The following is a 17,931-nucleotide window of genomic DNA, read 5'->3' as shown; positions in this document are numbered from 1 at the left end:
TACCAGTAGCCTTAGCCCCTGTAAGGAGGATATTCTTTCCTGCAAGAAGGGCAGCAATGGCTTGTTCTAATACATCTTTACCATAGTATTTGTATTCAGGCTTGATAATCCTATCGTTATTATCAAGTCCATTTTCTTCTCTATATTTTTCTAATTGGGCAATCAAGTTCTCGTTTATGCCCTGGTCTTTTAAATATTCAATCATAATACACCTCGAATTTATTATACAATTAGGATATAAAAAATCACTTTTTACCTTTTTTACAATATTTATAAGATATTGTGGATTATTTGTAAAATCTTTATAATAAATGCCTTTAACGTTTATTTTTTGCACTATATAGTGTATAATTATATCATCTATAGGTGTATTTTATATTGTTAAAATACACAAGGAGAGTAATTCCATAAGAAGGAGAAAAGGGAAAAAAATGAAAGCGATGAGGAAACTAATGGCCTTATTGGTAGCCACAATAATGATGGCATCAAATATAGCCCCAGCTTTTGCGGCGGTTGATGATCATACCTATAATTATGATAATCTCGCAGGGGATAAGGCAAAGATTATAAATGAAAAAACGCCTGTAAGTATAGCTAGGCTAGAAAATGGGCAAACAGCTGAGAATTTGACAAAAAATCCAAACCAACCAGCAATTTATACCTTGCGTACTGATTATAAGGCAGAAAAGGGAGAAAAATATAGCGTCAACTACCAACCCTATGTAGCAAGTGTAGGGGAGGCTGCAAGCCCTGATGAACAAAAAAAGATAAATAAGGAGATCAAGCTCCCAAACATGGCGGGTTATGACAAGCCAAAGGGAGTTGAATCCTTTACCAATACTTATGATAGTATTGTAAAGAAGGCGAATAATGGCAAGCAAACTGGAAATGACAGGAATGGTAAAGAGTACCTGGCCCTAAATGATTATAAATACAAGGCCAGAACAAACACTGTAACTGTCAAACACGTCTTTCAAGATATGGAAGACTTCAACAAGTTTACCAACAAAGATGGAACAATTACAAAATATGACGGAACAGTCATAGATAAAGCTGGAAAAGAAACAAAATATGATTTAAAGGATCCTGATCAAAAGGCAAAATATCAAGAGCTTGTGCTTAATCACGAAAACTTAAGCACATTAAAAGGTAATACTGGTTCTACTTTGGAAGTCCAAGCTTTGCCAGAAAATGAGAGACCGGGCTTTGAGCCACAGATTATCAAGCTAAAAACCCAAGTTCCAGAAGATACATCTGATTTTAAAATCGAGTACCGTTACAACCGTGCTGCCTATGATGTTGTCTTTGACACCCAAGACGGAACACCTTTGCCAACTAGGACTTACTACTACGACCAAGAAATTCCAAATATAGACGAAAATAGTATCCCAACCAAGGAAGGTTGTGAATTTTTGGGTTGGAAGCCATCCCACAATCTAAAGGGAGCAGACGGGAAAGAATATAAAAAGGGTGAGATCATTAAAGATGCTAATGGCAATGCCATAGTTGACTTGGCAAGTACCTATTACAAAAAAGATAGTGGTGGTGCTTATGAGCTTGAAGATGGTAAGCCTAAAAAAGAAAAAACAGAAGAAATAAAACTTAAGATGCCGGCCCTAAAATTGGGCAGTGATACAATCCCAAGAGAAAAGCTAACCTTCACAGCAGTGTGGAAGGATAAGGAAAAGGCAGACTACGCCATCCAATTCTGGGCAGAGAAGGCAGACCATGCTGCTAATGCATCTATTTTAGAAAAATACGACTACATGAGCACCCGTGTCTATAAACAAAAAGACACAGGCTCAAGACCAAATCTAGATTCAGAGAGCTCAGGCCCAGTCGATGATGGACAAGGGACAACTTTACCAGGTCTACCATTCCCAGATCTAGACAAAGCTCGTCTACAAAAGATTTGGAAGGGCGCAAAATTCAATCGTAGCCATGACCTTTATCTAAACAAGTTCTTTGTCTACAACAAAGAATTAACAGATAAACAAAACAAAGACTCAAAAAACCCACTAGTGACAAAGGCAGTTTCAGCCACAGGCAAAACAGTCTACAACATCTACTACGACCGCCAAGTCTACGACCTTTACTTCACAAAGTCTAATGCACAACCTGAAGAAAATACTATCTACCCAGAAATATGGGGCTACGACCCTGCAAAGGGAGAGGCGGTCATGCTAGGTGGTCCTGGCAATCTATACCACTATAAGGCAAGATTTAATGAGATGATGTATAAGTGGCCAAATGATGCCAAGCAAACCAAGGGCTTCACACCTGGCTACCAATCTTTCGGTTGGGGACCAAATTATACTTCACCTAATTGGCCAATCCACCTTGACACACCACCTTATAGGCTTAATGCTGAAGAGTTCCTCGACATGGCAAATTACACCAGTTGGGGTGGCTATACTAAACATATAGACAAGGGCGATGGCACAACCATTGATCTTGATCCATTGGATTTTACAACACTTTCCTTTGGTATAAAACAGGATCATCCTTCTATCCCTCACCACATGGATTTTTGGATGGACGGCTTTAAGAAAGACGAAACCATCATTCGTTATGACCTTGTTAGAACCAAAGCGGATACCGCTGGACTAGGATATGGACACAGATACCCTAAAGTTACAGGCTTTACACCTCGTGACTATGAGCCTGGTAATCCTCAAAGCGCATGGCCAGTTATCAAAGAGGGAAGTGAGGAAAATGGTCGTGTTAATGAAGAAGGAATTGATGAACTAAACGACGAGCGTGATGAAATCACTCCTAACACTTGTGGGACATACTATAACAACAATGGAATCAAACTCCCTATCGGTCAGCTAGACTTTATACCATCATTCTTTAGCGATACCGATGAATTTGGAGACGTAAAGGCCGGTGGTCAAGAATTTACAGAGAATGGATACCTACAATTCCATTACAAACGTAACAAGTATCCACTAAGGTTTAACTACGACCCAACAGTAATTAAGGCTGACAATGAGTTTAAGTATCCTGTTAAAGGTGGAACAGAGGATCAAAACAAGGACGCAAACGCCCTAGAAACCTTCTACGAATTCCCACTAAAGGCCCTAAGCCCTGATGTAGATGACAAAGATGAATATAAGAAAGTAGACACAAAAGAAGGACCTAAAAACTTATTAGACAATCCAAACAATTTATTTAAATTAGGTCTATACGATCTTTTGCAAAGAGATAAAAATGACCCTAAGGAATTTGCCAAGGATAAAAATGGCAACTAAAGGTTCAAAAGACCAGAAGGCCTATCAGACCAAATAGTATTTAAGGGTTGGGCCCTAGATCCAGCTGGAAAGAAGATGGTTTGGAAAAACCAAAAAGAAACAATGCCTTTCCACGCATTAAACCTCTACGCTATTTGGAACGAGCCAGACTATAAATGGAAGGTAACTGTAGATCCTAATGGTGGAAAACTAGAAACAATTAATCCAGATAAGCTTACAACTGAGATGAAAACCATCAAAGAGGGGGATATCGGTCAAGAGGAAGAAAAGACCTACCCTGTAAAAGGATATAATGGTGAAACAGCTGAACCGGGAAAACAAGTCTTTACCGTGGTTCAAAGACAAAAACTAAAAGAACTCCCAAAACCTAGTCGTTATGGTTATGACTTCTTAGGTTGGGAAGTAATCCGTTACAAAAAAGATAATAATGGAGACTATACTAATGAAATCGACGACTCATATCGTAATAGATACAAGGTACCAGAGCTTTACTCCTTTGGAACAGATGTGGTTGCTCCTATCTACCTAAAGGCAATTTGGGTTGAAAATAAGAGGGCAGAAGTTAAAGTTTACCATTACTATCTAAAAAAGACCGATGACGGCGATAAGTTTGTTCTAGATGAAAGTAAGTATCCAAACCCAGAAGAAAACAGCCTAGACTACAAGCGTGTGGGTGACTATGTACCAACCACAGGTGAAAAGCAAGATGAACATTGGATCTTAGCTGACAATGATGAGCTTATGAAAAAACTTGATGGCAAATGGGTTGAGCAAATCAAGAATGAAGACGGCGATGTAACAGGCACAAAGGAACACGAACTAAAACCAGAGTATGAAAAATACAATGAACGTGTTAAACTAAAGAACACCTTCTTCCAAACCTTCAGAGTCCTAGACAACATCAATATAGGAACTGAAACAAATCCTGTTTATAAACCAAACCCAGAAAATGTCTTCAGGTTTTACTACAGACCATTTAGGACCCGTAATTACAAGGTCAACTTCCTAGACGAAAAAGCCAAGGCTGAGGTTGAACAATTCTTTAAGGATTTGCATCCAACAAAAACTGAAGGCCTAAAAGACGATGCTCTACTAGAAGCAAATAAGGAAAATAAAAAGAAATTTGAAGCTAACAGGGATAAATTAGAAAAAATCCTAGATAAGTACAAGATTGTAAAGAAAGAATCTGTTGTAAGTAAGTGTCGTCATTACGACGCCAAAAACTACCGCCAGATACCAGGTTGGAAATTAGTTGGTAAACCACAACAACAACTCTTCTACGATGTGAATGAAGATACAAACGAGTTTTTGGGCATCAATGGCACAGGCTCTGATGAAATTTACTTCTATTATAAGGATGTAAGAGTAATAGAAGTAAAAAATCCAAAAGATCCTACTCCAGAAGGTTATGTAAGAGTCACCTTCAAGGTAGATGAAAAGGATAAGGGCGGAGTCTTTAAGGATGCTGACGGAAAATCTGTCACCGAACTAAACTACGACGTCATCAAGGGTCTAAAATCAGACTTACTTCCACATCCAATCTTATGGGAATCTGGTCAGGATGCTCAAGGCAAGGAAAAGGTAAAAGAAGCAAACCGCTACTATATCACACCAGATACAGGCAAGGCCTTTAAAGAATGGAATGATGAAAAGTGGCTAAACAAAGAAACCACAATCAATAGGAACTACACCTTCACAGCCTACTTCGAATGGTCAGGTCTAAGCTCATCTGGTCTTGTAAGAACAGAAGCCTTCAAAGATGACAAAGCTGATGGCACAAAGGATTGGTCAAATAACTTTGCTCCAACACTAGAAGATCTAAATAAACAATTAGTTTGGAAAGAAAAAGGCAAAGTAAAACCACTTCCAGAAGGAGCTACAATAAAATTTGTTACCAAGAATAAAGAAGGAAATGTCGACAAAGTAATAAAATCAGATGAAGATATCTTTAACCTTGTAGAAGAGATGAATGTTCCTGATACAGAAAAGACCATCCGCATAGAAAGAATTTGGGCTAAGGTTAAATTTAAAGATGGTGGGGAACAAGAACTACCAATCCCAATAACAGTTTATAAAAACCGTTACGAAGCCCTAATAGAAAAAGATGATGAACCAGAATATCTAAAAGACGCCGAAAGCAAAGAAGCCAACAAAGGTGGTTTGAAAGATATTTTAAAAGATACTAAATACAATAGATATATTAAAGTCACAGTAGAGCCAACCAAAAAATTCCAAAATAAAAATAAAAAAGTTTATTATGTAAATCCAAATGCTTGGGTAGATATACCTGAAATTAAAATTACTGATGACGAAAAAACAGAGAATGGCTTTATTAGATGGTCTTCCTATGAGGATAAGAAAGACAATCCTCAGCAAATAGAAGCTGATTATAAGTTTAATAACCGTTATAAATTTACAGAAGATACTATAATCAAACCAATCTTTGTAGAGGATGTTGAAGAACAAAAAGATCCTAATAAGAAACCAGAAGTACCAGATGAATATGTCAAAGTAATTGTTAAAACAACTGACAATGCAACTGATGACACCAAGTTTGAAAAGACCTTCTGGGTTAACCCTAAAAAAGAAGTTACAATTCCTGTAACAAATCCAACAGGCAAAACTGTTGCAGCCGACCCTGCAAAACAAGGAGCAGCTGGTTACACAATGAACTTCTCTAAGTGGCAAGTAGAAAATGATAAGGCTAGACATTGGCCAGATAAAATTGTAGGACAATTCAAAGAAAAAGAAACTACAATCCTAGCAAAATATTCTGTAAAACCTGAAAAGGTTAAGGAAATAATGCCAACTACCGATAATATCCACACCCCACAAGGTAAGACTCCATCTGTAGAAGAAATAACTAAACAAATTACTCCTCCAAAAGGCAAGACTATTAAGGAAGTAAAAATAGTAAAAGATCCAGATGTCACTAAACCTGGGGAAAGCAAGGTAAAGGTAATAGTAAAATACACCGATGGTTCAAGCGTGGGATCAGAAGACAAACCACTTGAAGTCACAGTTAAGGTTCACGAACCAATCGTGCCTGCTAATTCTGACGGTTCTAGACCAAAAGAAGCTTTAGAAAATTATGTAAAAGTAAAATTTGAGGCAGGAGAAGGCGGAAGCATATCTGGTGATTTACTATACTATGTAAGCCCAGAAGTAGAAGTCGATATGACAGAATCTGCTGGTAAAGTTACCAAGACTCCAGAAACAGGTTATTATGTAAATGGTGAAAAATGGACCAATAAAGATAATAAAACTTTAAAGGGCACCTTTACAGACAAAGAAACAAGCTTTGTATTTAACTTTGACAAGTCAAAAGATATAGTAGAAAAAATTGACGACAATACAAAGAAACCTGATGGCTATGTAGAAGTAATCTTTAGGGCAGATGAAGATGGAAAAAATGGAAAGCTTGACGGCAACAAGGTAGAAAAAATCTACTATGTAAATCCAAAGGCTGACATCAAGTTGAAAGTCTTAGGAGATGGCCAAACCGCAGGTGAAAAAGAACTTGCAGTTCCAAAGACAAGCCCAGATGCCAACTACGAAGACGATGGTTGGTATGAGCCAATAGATGAGACTCATCCAATTAAAGACCAAAGAATCCATGTAGCTAGATTTAAGCTAGTTAAAGTCAAATTGACTTATGACGGCAATGGCGCTAGCAAAGGAAATCCTCCAGCTGAGGCCAAATATGACTATGGAACTAAGTTAAGACTTGCATCACAAGCTAGCTTGGAAAAAGATAATGAAGTATTTGCTGGTTGGATGATTGATGGTCAACCCCATAAAGTGGGTGATGAAATAAGCTTGACAAAAGATACTACAGCTATCGCCCAATGGACAAGTGTTAAACATACAGTAACCTTCAACACAATGGGTGGCAGCAATGTTCCTAGCCAAGAAGTAGTCCACGGAAAACAAGCAAATAAACCAGATAATCCAACTTTAGATGGCAAGGTATTTATGGGCTGGAAAGAAGAAAACAAAGAAGAATACTTTGATTTCGATACAAAAATAACAGCAAATAAGACCCTAATAGCCCAATGGCAAAAACTAGTTCAAAAAATTGATAAAAATGCCACAGTCGAAGAACAATTTATCAAAGTAACCTTTAAACAAGGTGACCATGGTAAACTTATAGATGACAAAAATAATGAGTTTGAAGAAACAACCTACAAGGTAGCGAAAACTCTAACATTTGGTGAGGCTCAGCAAAAGGGTATGGAAGTACCTGGTATAAAACCAAACAAATACTACAAAGCCAAAGCAGACCAAGAAGGTGAAACACCTAAGTATGGTTGGGATAAGGAATTAAACTTGACCCTAGAAGAAGGCGAAAAAGAAAAAATCTTCACAGCCCTCTACGAGCCAGAAGCTGACGTAATACCAATAGACCCAGAAGTCACTCCTGATGATAAGCTTAAAGAGGATAAACCTGAGGGCATGGTGCTTGTAGAGTTTAGAGTTCCAAAGGACAAGGCCTATATGGATGGAACTTCAAAATTCTATGTCAAAAGTAAAACTGAGGTTAAAATAAAACCACCTCTATTAGTAAAAACTGTTGAAAGTTATGATTTTGCAGGATGGGGTGAAGATAAAAAGACTGGTACAGTCACAGGTGAATTTGAAAAAGATACAACTATAGATTCAGAAAGTTTTATAGCTCCTGATATTACTGTAAGAGAACCATTTGCAGGTGACTACTATGTTGAAATTACTAATTTAACTGATGGGGCAGAAGGATGCTTGGTTCTACAAAGAAATGGACAAGAATTTATATACAAACCAGGTATTCTCGAGATAAAAACTAGGATAAGACGAAACAAATTTAAGATTGAAAGAATTCCTAGCTTTAAGCTAAACGATGGCGATAATCCTACTATATTACAAAGTGGAGATAAAATTGCAGTTTATGCAAAAACAAATGGATTAAAATCTCAAAAGAGACATTATGTGGTTAGATAAGGAGTGAAATCTTGAAAAAAAGAATAATTACATTCTTATTGGCAATAATCATGATTTTTGAAATCATGATGCCAGTAAGAGCTGTTGCTAAGGAGATTACTCCTAAGCAAAATAATTTGGTTAGGGTGGGGAGTATAGATGTAAAATCCTACCCCAAACCAAATGTAAAAATAATACAAGAAGCTAATAGACAACAAAGAAATAAATCCAATGGTAGAAGAATGAAAAGGGGAGTTCAACTTTTTAGCTCCCCTTACTTCCCTGACCAAGATCCAGAGAATGCTAGAAAACCATTAATTTTCGGGAATGTAACAGCAATTTTTAGTACTAGAGGTCTTGATGGAAAGAAATTTGATTGGGAAGGCGTTTTTGGGACAGATCAAGATGGAAAACCTAATAAAGCACTAATTGTTTTTGAACAGAGTGATGATACTACATCTAGAAGAACTGGAATTAAGTATTTCTTAAAGGTGGACAAAGATGGAAAGTATACATGGTCTGATGACAAAGGTAATCCAACTAAGCTTCCAATCTATTCAAAAGAATTGAAACCATACAGGTATGATGTACTCCTAGATCAAGATGTAACCGAACATGTAAAGTTGCTAACAACAACCCTTTTTGGTACTAATGGAGGATATTCATTTGGAGACCCCGATCCTAATACAGGTGAGATAGTAGGTGATATTAATCTTGACATAAAGCTTCAACAGGTAGCCTCAACTAAGTTTACCTCAAAATGGAACACTGGAGTAGAAGTAGAAAACAGACCTACAGTAGAGGGTTCTTTCCTTCCTGGAAATGAAATAGACCCAGATAATTACGGAATTTTTAGATTTCCAAGTAATGATACTGAAAAGAGCATTATAAGAAACGATCGACCTGATCCAAACGATCCTGGTGAATACAGTGATTATAGGGCAAGAGATTTGGATACAACACCAAAGGTTGGTGTAGCAGATCCAGATGAAGAGTCAACTGATACTTATAAATTAGATAGGGATAATAAAAGAATTTCTTATAAGAATAAGGTCTACAAATACGACCTCACCTACGATGTCATAAATGGTGGTAAGCTTACTATGACAGAAATCTTGCCTATCACCTTTGATGCCAATGGTGGTAAGTTTGACTCTATTACAGATCCGACTGCTGAGCAAAAAATCGTAAAAGAAGTTGAATACGATGGCAAGTTAAAAGATATACCAGAAAAGCCAAGCAAGGACTTAGAAACCTTCAAGGGTTGGGCGAAAGAAAAAAATGGCACTACTCTAAGTGATGAAGAATTTAAGGCAGAAATTACAAATGTAACAAAAGCCAAAACCTTCTATGCCATTTGGGATAATAATGATATCCAAGAGGATGCCTTAGAAGTAAAAGAGTCCTTTAAAAATGATGGCGACACAGAATATATGAATGATTTTATCCCTACTTACGATAATTTGAGAGAACAAGTTAAGATTAAGGATAAAAATGGAGACCCTAAGTCATTATCAAAAAATGATACACTTGCCATAATAGATGGAAGTAAGGAATACACCGAAGATAGTGCTGACTTAAAAGCCTTTCTTTATGAAAAATTAAAGGAAAAAGATAATCCTAATGGTGAGCCAACCAGGATTGAAATCGTAGATGCCAAAGTCAGATTTAAAAACGGCAAGACCAGGGATGTTAAAATCCCTATCAAGGTTATCAAAAACATCTACGAGGCAAAGACCCGTACAAAGAAGCCTTATTATGTACCAAAAGACTATGTAAAAGTAACTGTTGATCCAACAACCAAGGCGACTGATCCTCAAAAATATTACTATTATGTAAATCCAAAAGCCATGGTTGTAATTCCTGGAAATGACCCTACACCAAATGAAGGTTATGAATTTATTAAGTGGCACAAAGAAGGCGATGCCGATAATACAAAATATGTTTTGGGTGTTAGGACTCAATTTGATAAAGCAACAAAAATTGAAGCTCAATATTCACAAGACGTTATCCCACAAAAAGGGGATAAGAAACCTGACAATTTGCCAGATGGTTTCGTAAAAGTAACTTTCGTTCCAACAGATAAGGGTACTATGGAAGGTGCCAAAATATTCTGGGTTAAGAAAAATAAAGATGTAATAATCCCAGTAAAAAATCCTAAGGGAAGCCAATATTACACATTCAAAGAATGGAAAATGGGAGCAGATGCTAATGGAGATTCATATTCACCATCTACTCCAAAGCAGTTTACTGCAGATGAAACGACAATCACAGCAACCTACACTGAGTCTAAAGATATAATTGAATATGATCCAAAAGACCCAATCACAAGGCCAGAAGGATATATCCGTGTAAGTTTTGATGCAGATCCAGGCTTGAAATTGAAAGACCCAAAATTCTACTATGTAAAGAAAAATGGAAAGAAAGCTGATGGAAGTCCTCTAACTTTAAAAGACTTAGCTAAACCACAATGCACAGCAGAAAATGGTTATAAGTTTGAAAAGTGGGACAAAGATGATACTACTGAAATCAAAGAAGAAGATATCCTTGTAACAGCAAAGGCCAGTGACCTTGACGGAATTATTCCAGAAAAAGATAAGAATGGAAAACCAAATACAATCCCAGATGGCTATATAAAAGTGACCTTCAAACCAGGTGCTAATGGTAGTCTAGAAGGAGAAACCACATTCTATGTCAATCCAAATAAGGCAGTTGTCCTAAAAGATTCTGCACCAAAAGTAAAAGCGAATGATGGTTACAGCTTTGCTAGGTGGGATATTTCCATAGATCAAGCTATCCAATACAAGGATGGACAAGAGATCACCGCCCTTTATAACGATATTGAAAACATATCAGAAAAAGAGGTTGAAGGCTTTGTAAAAGTAGAATTTAAAGAAGGCGATCACGGTGAGATAAAGGGTATCAAGAATTATTGGATAAGACCGGGTGTAGAAGTTAATATTCCTTCACCTACAGTTATAGCCAAAGATGACTATAAATTTAAGGGATGGGATAATGACCTAACAGTAAATTTACCTAAAGGCTCTAAAACCTATATAGTCACAGCCAAATATGAGGAAATCAAAAAAGCTGAGACTCCAGAGTGTCCAGATGTAAAGGGTAATGTCTTGACAACTACACCTCTAGCAGTAGATAAGGGTACTTCATTTGATAATTATGATTGGAGTAAACATATTTTCCCAGGTGAAGGAAAAGAAATTGACTCATTGACAATCAAACAAGGACCAGATACAAGTGAGGGTGGTAAATTTACCTCAGCAATAATTGAGGTAACATTTAAGGATGGAACAAAGGCAGATGCCTTGGTTTGGATTTATGTAAAAGAACCATGTGAAAATACATGTCCAAATCCAAATCCAACACCAAACCCAACACCTAATCCAGAACCAAAACCAGAGCCAGATCCTATCTTACCTGGTGATGATGAGCCAGGGGTGAAGGATCCTGACAAGGAAAATCCTGATAAGGATAAAGACCACGATAAGGAATAGGACCACTACAAGGAAAAAACTCCTGACAAGGTTAGGTAACCTGAAGAGGAAGAAGAAAAAATTCCAGAAAAGAAAGTCAAAAGAGCTAAGACTCCTAATAGACCATCTCGCAAGTATGATGTTATCAGAGTTAACACCAGTATAAATAGCCCAATTCCAAAGGGTTATGTGAGAGTCTATTTTGACCCAACCAAGGATGGATATTTGAGATATGATATAGCATTTAAGCAAGGCGAAGTAATTGCCTTTGATATCTTAGATACCCTAACATGGGGCGAGGCAAAGAGAGCTATTGATGGTTTGGTTGTGCCAGTGGCTACCCACGTTGATAGCAACTACAGGTTTGTAGCTTGGTCACCAAAATTACCAGCAGATGGCGATTTAGTAGAATCAGCATATTTCACAGCAGTCTATGAAAAGATAAATGTTATCGGACCAATTATGAGAAATAATGGCCCAAGAACAGGTGTGGCTGGTTTGAGTATGGCGGCTATTGTTGCAGCTGCAGCAGGCCTAGGTCTATACGTTACTAGGAGCAGAAAAGAAAATTAAAAGATTAAGGGCGCAAGCTAAGGCTTGGGCCTTTTTCTGTTGGCAAAATTCGACTTATATTTCCCTTATATTTTATCTGGCTTTGGGAAATTTTTGTAATGATGAATCCCGTTTGACTTTATATCTAAAAGATAAAATTCATCTGAGGATTTTACCTTATTATTACCTGAGTTTGGGAAAATTATTGCGAGTGTTTATATAATTAGGAAAATTTTTAGATTTAATAAATGAGGAGCCAAGCCTTTGTGGGATTTTTTCTTTGTTTTTCTCCCTTAGAATGACAGGATAATATGGGCTTAAATAAATTTACCTTGACTTAGTCCTAAATAGTACTATAATAATTTATAACAAATAATTGTTTATTTATTTTAGAGAAAGAGGATTTATGATGAAAGAACATCCAATCTTCTCTATTTTTTCTTTACTGAGATGTGCCAGTGGCCTTAGCAGGGAGAGGGCAAAGTTTTACGGTCTAAATGACCTGGAGACTATTATCCTTATCCACATAGGTCTTTTGGAAAATCCTACCCAAAAAAGCCTAGCGGAGAAGCTTAGCGCTCCTAAGCAGACTATAAACAATGTCATCAAGGATATGGAAGAAAATGGTCTTATCGACCTAATCCAGGCTAAGGATGATAAGAGGATTAGGATTTTGAGGTTGACTGACAAGGGCAAGGAAAATAGGGATGAGAAGTTAAGGCCAATTATTGCTGCCAATGAGAGAATGTATGAGAAATTAGGCGAGGAAAAAGTTAAGGAGATAGGCGATGCTCTAAGGCTTTTGACTCGTACCTTAAAGGAAGATTTTAAAAAGGAGGATGAATGGAAACTATAAAGGAATTTTACAGGTCATTTTCCTATATCAAAAGATATTTGGGAGAATACAAGAAAAATAGGAATATTTCAAGGGTTTATACCAGTCTTGAAACTATCTTAGAGCTTGCAATTCCAGCTATTATGGGCCTTACCCTTAATGAAGCTGTAAAGGGAAAAGACTTGGGACTTGCCCTTAAGTATGGGGTTTTGATGGTTGTTTTATCCCTAATTACCATGTTTTGTGGGATGCAGGCAACTAAAAATGCGGGGATTGCTTCGTCTGGTATGGGTCGCAATGCCAGGCTTGCTCAGTTTGAAAATATCCAGAGATTTTCTTTTGAGGATTTGGATTATTTTGGAGTCCCATCGCTTTTAACAAGATTGTCGTCTGATACCCAGCAGATTACCTTTTCTATGTTTGTTTCAACTAGGTTTGTAATCAAGACTGTGGCTATGGCGATTGTTGCTTTTGTTTTGGCTCTTAAGTCAAGCCTAAAATTGTCACTTATATTTTTGGTGGCAGTGCCAATTCTATTTGCTCTTTTGATGGGACTTACAACTTATGCAATTCCAAAATTTAGGAAGGCGAGGTTTCAATATGACAAATTAAACCTAGTGGTTGAAGAAAATCTTAAAAATATGCGTGTAATCAAGGCATTTTTTAGGAAGAGATATGAACTAGATAAGTTTGGAATCCAGAATGAAAAGATGTTTGAATATGCAGATGGGTCCCAAGGGCCAATGTCTCTTGTCTTTCCTCTTGCAAATGTGGTTTTGTTTGCTACCTTTGTTGGCATAACCTATTTTGGAGGGATTGAGATAATTGAAGGAAGGCTAGAAGTTGGCGACCTTGTTGCCTTTAATATGTATGCGACCATGCTTTTAGGTGCTTTTATCGGTATGTCCATGGTTCTCACCATGTTTATGTCAGCCTCACCTGGTATTACAAGGGTGGTAGAGGTAATCTCTAGGAAACCTTCAATGGCCAATGACAAAAAAATCGAGGGTCAAAAATTAGAAGACGGGTCAATTGATTTTGACAAGGTGTCTTTCAAATACGAGAAAGATTCAGATTCCTACCAGCTTGAAGATATAAATATCCACATCAAAAGTGGAGAATCAATTGGCATTTTAGGGCCAACAGGATCTTCGAAATCTACCCTAGTCCAGCTGATTCCAAGGCTTTATGACATAAGCGAGGGGACTCTCAAAGTGGGAGGTCATCCGGTAGAGACCTATGACCTAAAAACTTTGCGTGATGATGTGGCGATTGTCTTACAGAAAAATACCCTATTTTCAGGGACAATTGCAAATAATTTAAGGTGGGGAGATGAAAATGCAAGTATAGAAGAAATTGAACTTGCAAGTAAAATTGCCCAGGCAGATGACTTTGTAAAAGTCCGCCACGATGGCTATGAGTCAGTCTTGGGTCAAGGTGGAACTGGTGTGTCTGGTGGCCAAAAGCAAAGGCTAACCATTGCCAGAGCCCTCCTTAAAAAGCCAAAAATCCTTATTATGGATAATTCCACATCTGCAGTTGATACCAAGACTGAAACAGCCATCATTGATGGTATTAACAAATACTACAAGGATTTGACCAAGATAATTATTTCCCAAAGGGTATCTTCATTTAAATATGTGGATAGGATAATAGTTATGAACGAGGGAAAAATCGAGGCCATTGGTACTCACGATGAGCTTTATAAAACAAATAAGGTCTACAGAGAGACCTACGACATCCAAGAACAAGGAGGTGGAGCTAATGAGTAATTACAAAATGAATGATAAATCCTATAGGAGAAAAGTTTCATTTTCGTCTATATCGAGGCTCTTATCCTACCTTTTTGCCTACAGGTGGCAGATGGTTTTAATTATTCTTTGCGTTATAGTTTCAGCCCTTACCCAAATTTGGGGAGTGAATATGCTTAAGCCAATTATTGATTCTTATATCTTAAAATCTGACGTAGCAGGTCTAAAGAGAGCGTGTTTACAAATGGGAGTTATTTATGCAGTTTCTGCTCTTACTTCTTTTATATATTCAAGGCTAATGGTTAGGGTCGGAGAAAGATCTATTAGAAATATTAGGCAAGAATTATTTGCAAAAGTCCAAAAAATGCCTATCAATTTTTTTGATACCAACCAACACGGCGAGATTATGTCTAGGTTTACCAACGACACAGACGTCCTAAGCCAGGCGCTTGCAAACACAGTCCCAACCATTGTTAGGGCAACAATTATGCTTGTGGGCACAATCCTAGTCATGTTTAAGCTTAGTTTCAATTTGACCCTTACAATGTTGATTGGCCTTACAATCTTGATACCAATTTTGTCTAGGATAATTATTAAATCATCTAGGGCCTTTAGGGAAGGTCAGGGAAACATTTCTAGCCTCCAGGGATTTTCAGAAGAAACTCTTTCTGGCCAGAAAGTTGTAAAAGTATTTTCAAGAGAAGAAAAAATCCTTGATACTTTTAGGCAAAAAACCGAAGAAGTTAGGATTTCTTTCACCCGTGCTAATACCTATGCGGGTAGGATGATGCCATTTTTACTTAATATGGTAAATATTCTCTATGCAGCTATCACCCTTTACGGAGTCTATATGACAGTTGGGGGCAAGATGACTGTGGGAGTCCTTGCAGCCTTTTTATCAAATATCAGGCAAATTCAAAATCCTTTGGTAAATGTAAGCCAACAGGCAAATTCAGTTTTCCAAGCTATGGCAGGTGCAGATAGGATTTTTGAAATAATTGATATGCCAATAGAAAAAGATACTGGCTTTATAGAGCTTGTCCACGCTGTAGAAAATCCAGATGGGTCTGTGACAGAGTGTGACGACCTAACAGGCCGCTACGCTTGGATGTGGGATGATGGCGATAGGAAACACTATAAGATGCTTGAGGGAAGACTGGAGTTTAAGCACGTTGACTTTTCCTATGATGGCAAAAATCAAATCCTTAAGGATATTTCATTTTATGCTAATCCTGGAGAAAAAATCGCCTTTGTTGGTTCAACAGGTGCAGGCAAGACTACTATTACCAACGTTATCACCAGATTTTATGAAATTGACAACGGGTCAATCATGGTTGACGGTATTGATATAAGGGATATCAAAAAAGATGCCCTAAGGCGTGCCTTTGGTATGGTACTCCAAGAAGTAAACCTCTTTACAGATACCATCGAGGGAAATATTAAGTATGGTAGGCTAAGGGCGAGTGATGGAGATGTAAAGGCTGCTGCAAGACTTTCTGGGGCGGATTCTTTTATTAAAAGGCTACCAGATAAGTATGATACAGAAATAAAAGGAGATGGGTCAAGCCTTTCAGATGGGCAAAACCAGTTAATCTCAATCTCAAGGGCAGCCATTGCAGAACCTGCCATGTTAATTTTAGACGAGGCGACTTCTTCAATTGATACAGCCACAGAAAAAGAAGTTACAGACGCCATGGATAAGCTAATGACAGGGGCAACATCTATTGTAATTGCCCACAGGCTCTCAACCATCCAAAACTCTGACGTAATCATGGTTATGGATAATGGTAGGATTATAGAACGTGGCAACCACGAAAAATTAATAAAAGAAAAAGGAACTTATTGGCAATTATACACCGGTAAGTTGGAACTTGATTAAAAGCTCTCCCAATCTTTTCTAAGGTTGGGAGATTTTTTAATTAGAAAATACTTTCATTATAATGAAGGACATAGACAATATTTATACTATTTGTTACAATATATATGGAAAATTATCCCAAGGAGGAAGCATGAAAAATAAGAAGATAATAGTAATGGCCCTAAGTCTAGGTTTAATCTTAGCTAATAATGCAGTTAGTAGTGCCTTTGCTAGTACAAATACACATATTTCTCAAGCGAAGTCACAAAGTGACGCAAGCACAATAGAAGAATTGATAAATATGATAGATGATTTGGATCTAAGTCCAAATGAAAAAGCCAATTTGGCTATAAAATTATATGATATAAAGTCAAAAGTAAGTGATAAGGCTGAAGCTCTTAGCCAGGCCAAAGTAATTTTTGCCAAGGCTGTTGAACAAATTAAGAAAGATAAGGGGAAGGAAAACCCTTTTGCAGAAGTATCTAAAAAACCAAGTGTAGATCCAGTTACAAAGGACAGCGAAAAAATCAGTGGGACAGGTGTGCCTGGTTCAATAATTGAAATTTATTATGGTACAACAAAGACAGATTTGAGTCCTGTGAGCACTGCTACTGAGATAAAGGTAGGAAAAGATGGCAAGTGGAGTATAGCTAGACCAGGTCATATTGGCTTAGTTGATGGATTTTTAGGTGTAAGCCAAAAAGAGTCAGGAAAAAAACCTAATTATATAGAGATGAAAATTTCTAAAAACAAAATAGCTGAAACTAGTGCTGAGAAAGTAAAAAATAAAAGGGCCTTTGAACTTAAGGATATAAATATTTGGAAAAATGACCCTATTGATTGGAAAAAGGGCCTTAAACTAGCAGAAGACCTTGCTGATGAGGATAAGAAATTCGCAGAGGAAGCTTTGAAAAATGCAAAAGTTGAGGATGCTAGTTCTAGGAGTGCCAATAAAATTGAAAGGCAAGAGGGATCTATAAAAATCATATTTGATGATAAGTCAGAGTTAAAACTTGCTGGGCAAATCCTAAATGTAAGCTCTAGCATAACTGCAGCTTCTGCTCAAAATGTCCCAAGCGATGCCGTAGAAGTAGAAATCAAGCTTGGTGAAGGTGTGCAGGTTGTAAAGGGTCAGGTAACAAAAATAGGAAACAAAGATAATCCTAGCCTATATAATAAATACAAGGTAAAACCAGGTTCTGATATTAAGGTAGAAAAAATAGAAGCATTGCAG

Annotated in this window: 7 protein-coding genes and 2 pseudogenes; 8 read left to right on the top strand and 1 reads right to left on the bottom strand. The window is 37.3% G+C overall.

What is annotated here, in order from left to right:
- A pseudogene (locus tag RQ907_RS03280) lies at window positions 1-205 on the bottom strand (nitric-oxide reductase); the annotation flags it as partial.
- A gap of 226 nt (window positions 206-431) precedes the next feature.
- On the opposite strand from RQ907_RS03280, the gene RQ907_RS08390 reads away from it, so the two are divergent.
- The 8 genes and pseudogenes from RQ907_RS08390 to RQ907_RS03245 all read left to right on the top strand — a co-directional run.
- Complete coding sequence (locus RQ907_RS08390; protein WP_399522286.1) at window positions 432-3,254, top strand: hypothetical protein; 2,823 nt, start codon at window positions 432-434, stop codon at window positions 3,252-3,254.
- Window positions 3,255-3,329: 75 nt separating this feature from the next.
- Window positions 3,330-8,231 (top strand): InlB B-repeat-containing protein, encoded by a 4,902-nt coding sequence (locus tag RQ907_RS08385; protein WP_399522284.1) that lies wholly within the window; start codon window positions 3,330-3,332, stop codon window positions 8,229-8,231.
- Window positions 8,232-8,242: 11 nt separating this feature from the next.
- Entirely contained in the window at window positions 8,243-11,722 is a 3,480-nt protein-coding gene (locus RQ907_RS03270) for an InlB B-repeat-containing protein (protein ID WP_311491979.1), read from the top strand.
- A 168-nt stretch (window positions 11,723-11,890) separates the two neighbouring features.
- Window positions 11,891-12,274: a hypothetical protein gene (locus RQ907_RS03265; protein ID WP_311491978.1), complete on the top strand. Its 384-nt coding sequence runs from the start codon at window positions 11,891-11,893 to the stop codon at window positions 12,272-12,274.
- Window positions 12,275-12,659: 385 nt separating this feature from the next.
- The gene (locus RQ907_RS03260; RefSeq protein WP_311491977.1) at window positions 12,660-13,109 is read left to right on the top strand and encodes a MarR family winged helix-turn-helix transcriptional regulator; all 450 of its coding nucleotides are present in this window, start codon (window positions 12,660-12,662) and stop codon (window positions 13,107-13,109) included.
- The gene (locus RQ907_RS03255; protein ID WP_311491976.1) at window positions 13,097-14,860 is read left to right on the top strand and encodes an ABC transporter ATP-binding protein; all 1,764 of its coding nucleotides are present in this window, start codon (window positions 13,097-13,099) and stop codon (window positions 14,858-14,860) included. The genes RQ907_RS03260 and RQ907_RS03255 overlap by 13 nt, the downstream gene beginning before the upstream one ends.
- The gene (locus tag RQ907_RS03250; RefSeq protein WP_311491975.1) at window positions 14,853-16,718 is read left to right on the top strand and encodes an ABC transporter ATP-binding protein; all 1,866 of its coding nucleotides are present in this window, start codon (window positions 14,853-14,855) and stop codon (window positions 16,716-16,718) included. The genes RQ907_RS03255 and RQ907_RS03250 overlap by 8 nt, the downstream gene beginning before the upstream one ends.
- A 130-nt stretch (window positions 16,719-16,848) precedes the next feature.
- Window positions 16,849-17,931 (top strand): annotated as a pseudogene (locus RQ907_RS03245) (hypothetical protein); the annotation flags it as partial.

The organism is uncultured Anaerococcus sp. (genome assembly GCF_963510575.1).
Lineage (GTDB): Bacteria > Bacillota > Clostridia > Tissierellales > Peptoniphilaceae > Anaerococcus.
This window is presented reverse-complemented; position numbering and strand designations above follow the sequence as displayed.

Bases quoted from the DNA above. Each gene is read 5' to 3' on its own strand.
- RQ907_RS08390 (WP_399522286.1), top strand. From the start codon at position 432: ATGAAAGCGATGAGGAAACTAATGGCCTTATTGGTAGCCACAATAATG.
- RQ907_RS08385 (WP_399522284.1), top strand. From the start codon at position 3,330: ATGGTTTGGAAAAACCAAAAAGAAACAATGCCTTTCCACGCATTAAAC.
- RQ907_RS03260 (WP_311491977.1), top strand. From the start codon at position 12,660: ATGATGAAAGAACATCCAATCTTCTCTATTTTTTCTTTACTGAGATGT.
- RQ907_RS03255 (WP_311491976.1), top strand. From the start codon at position 13,097: ATGGAAACTATAAAGGAATTTTACAGGTCATTTTCCTATATCAAAAGA.
- RQ907_RS03250 (WP_311491975.1), top strand. From the start codon at position 14,853: ATGAGTAATTACAAAATGAATGATAAATCCTATAGGAGAAAAGTTTCA.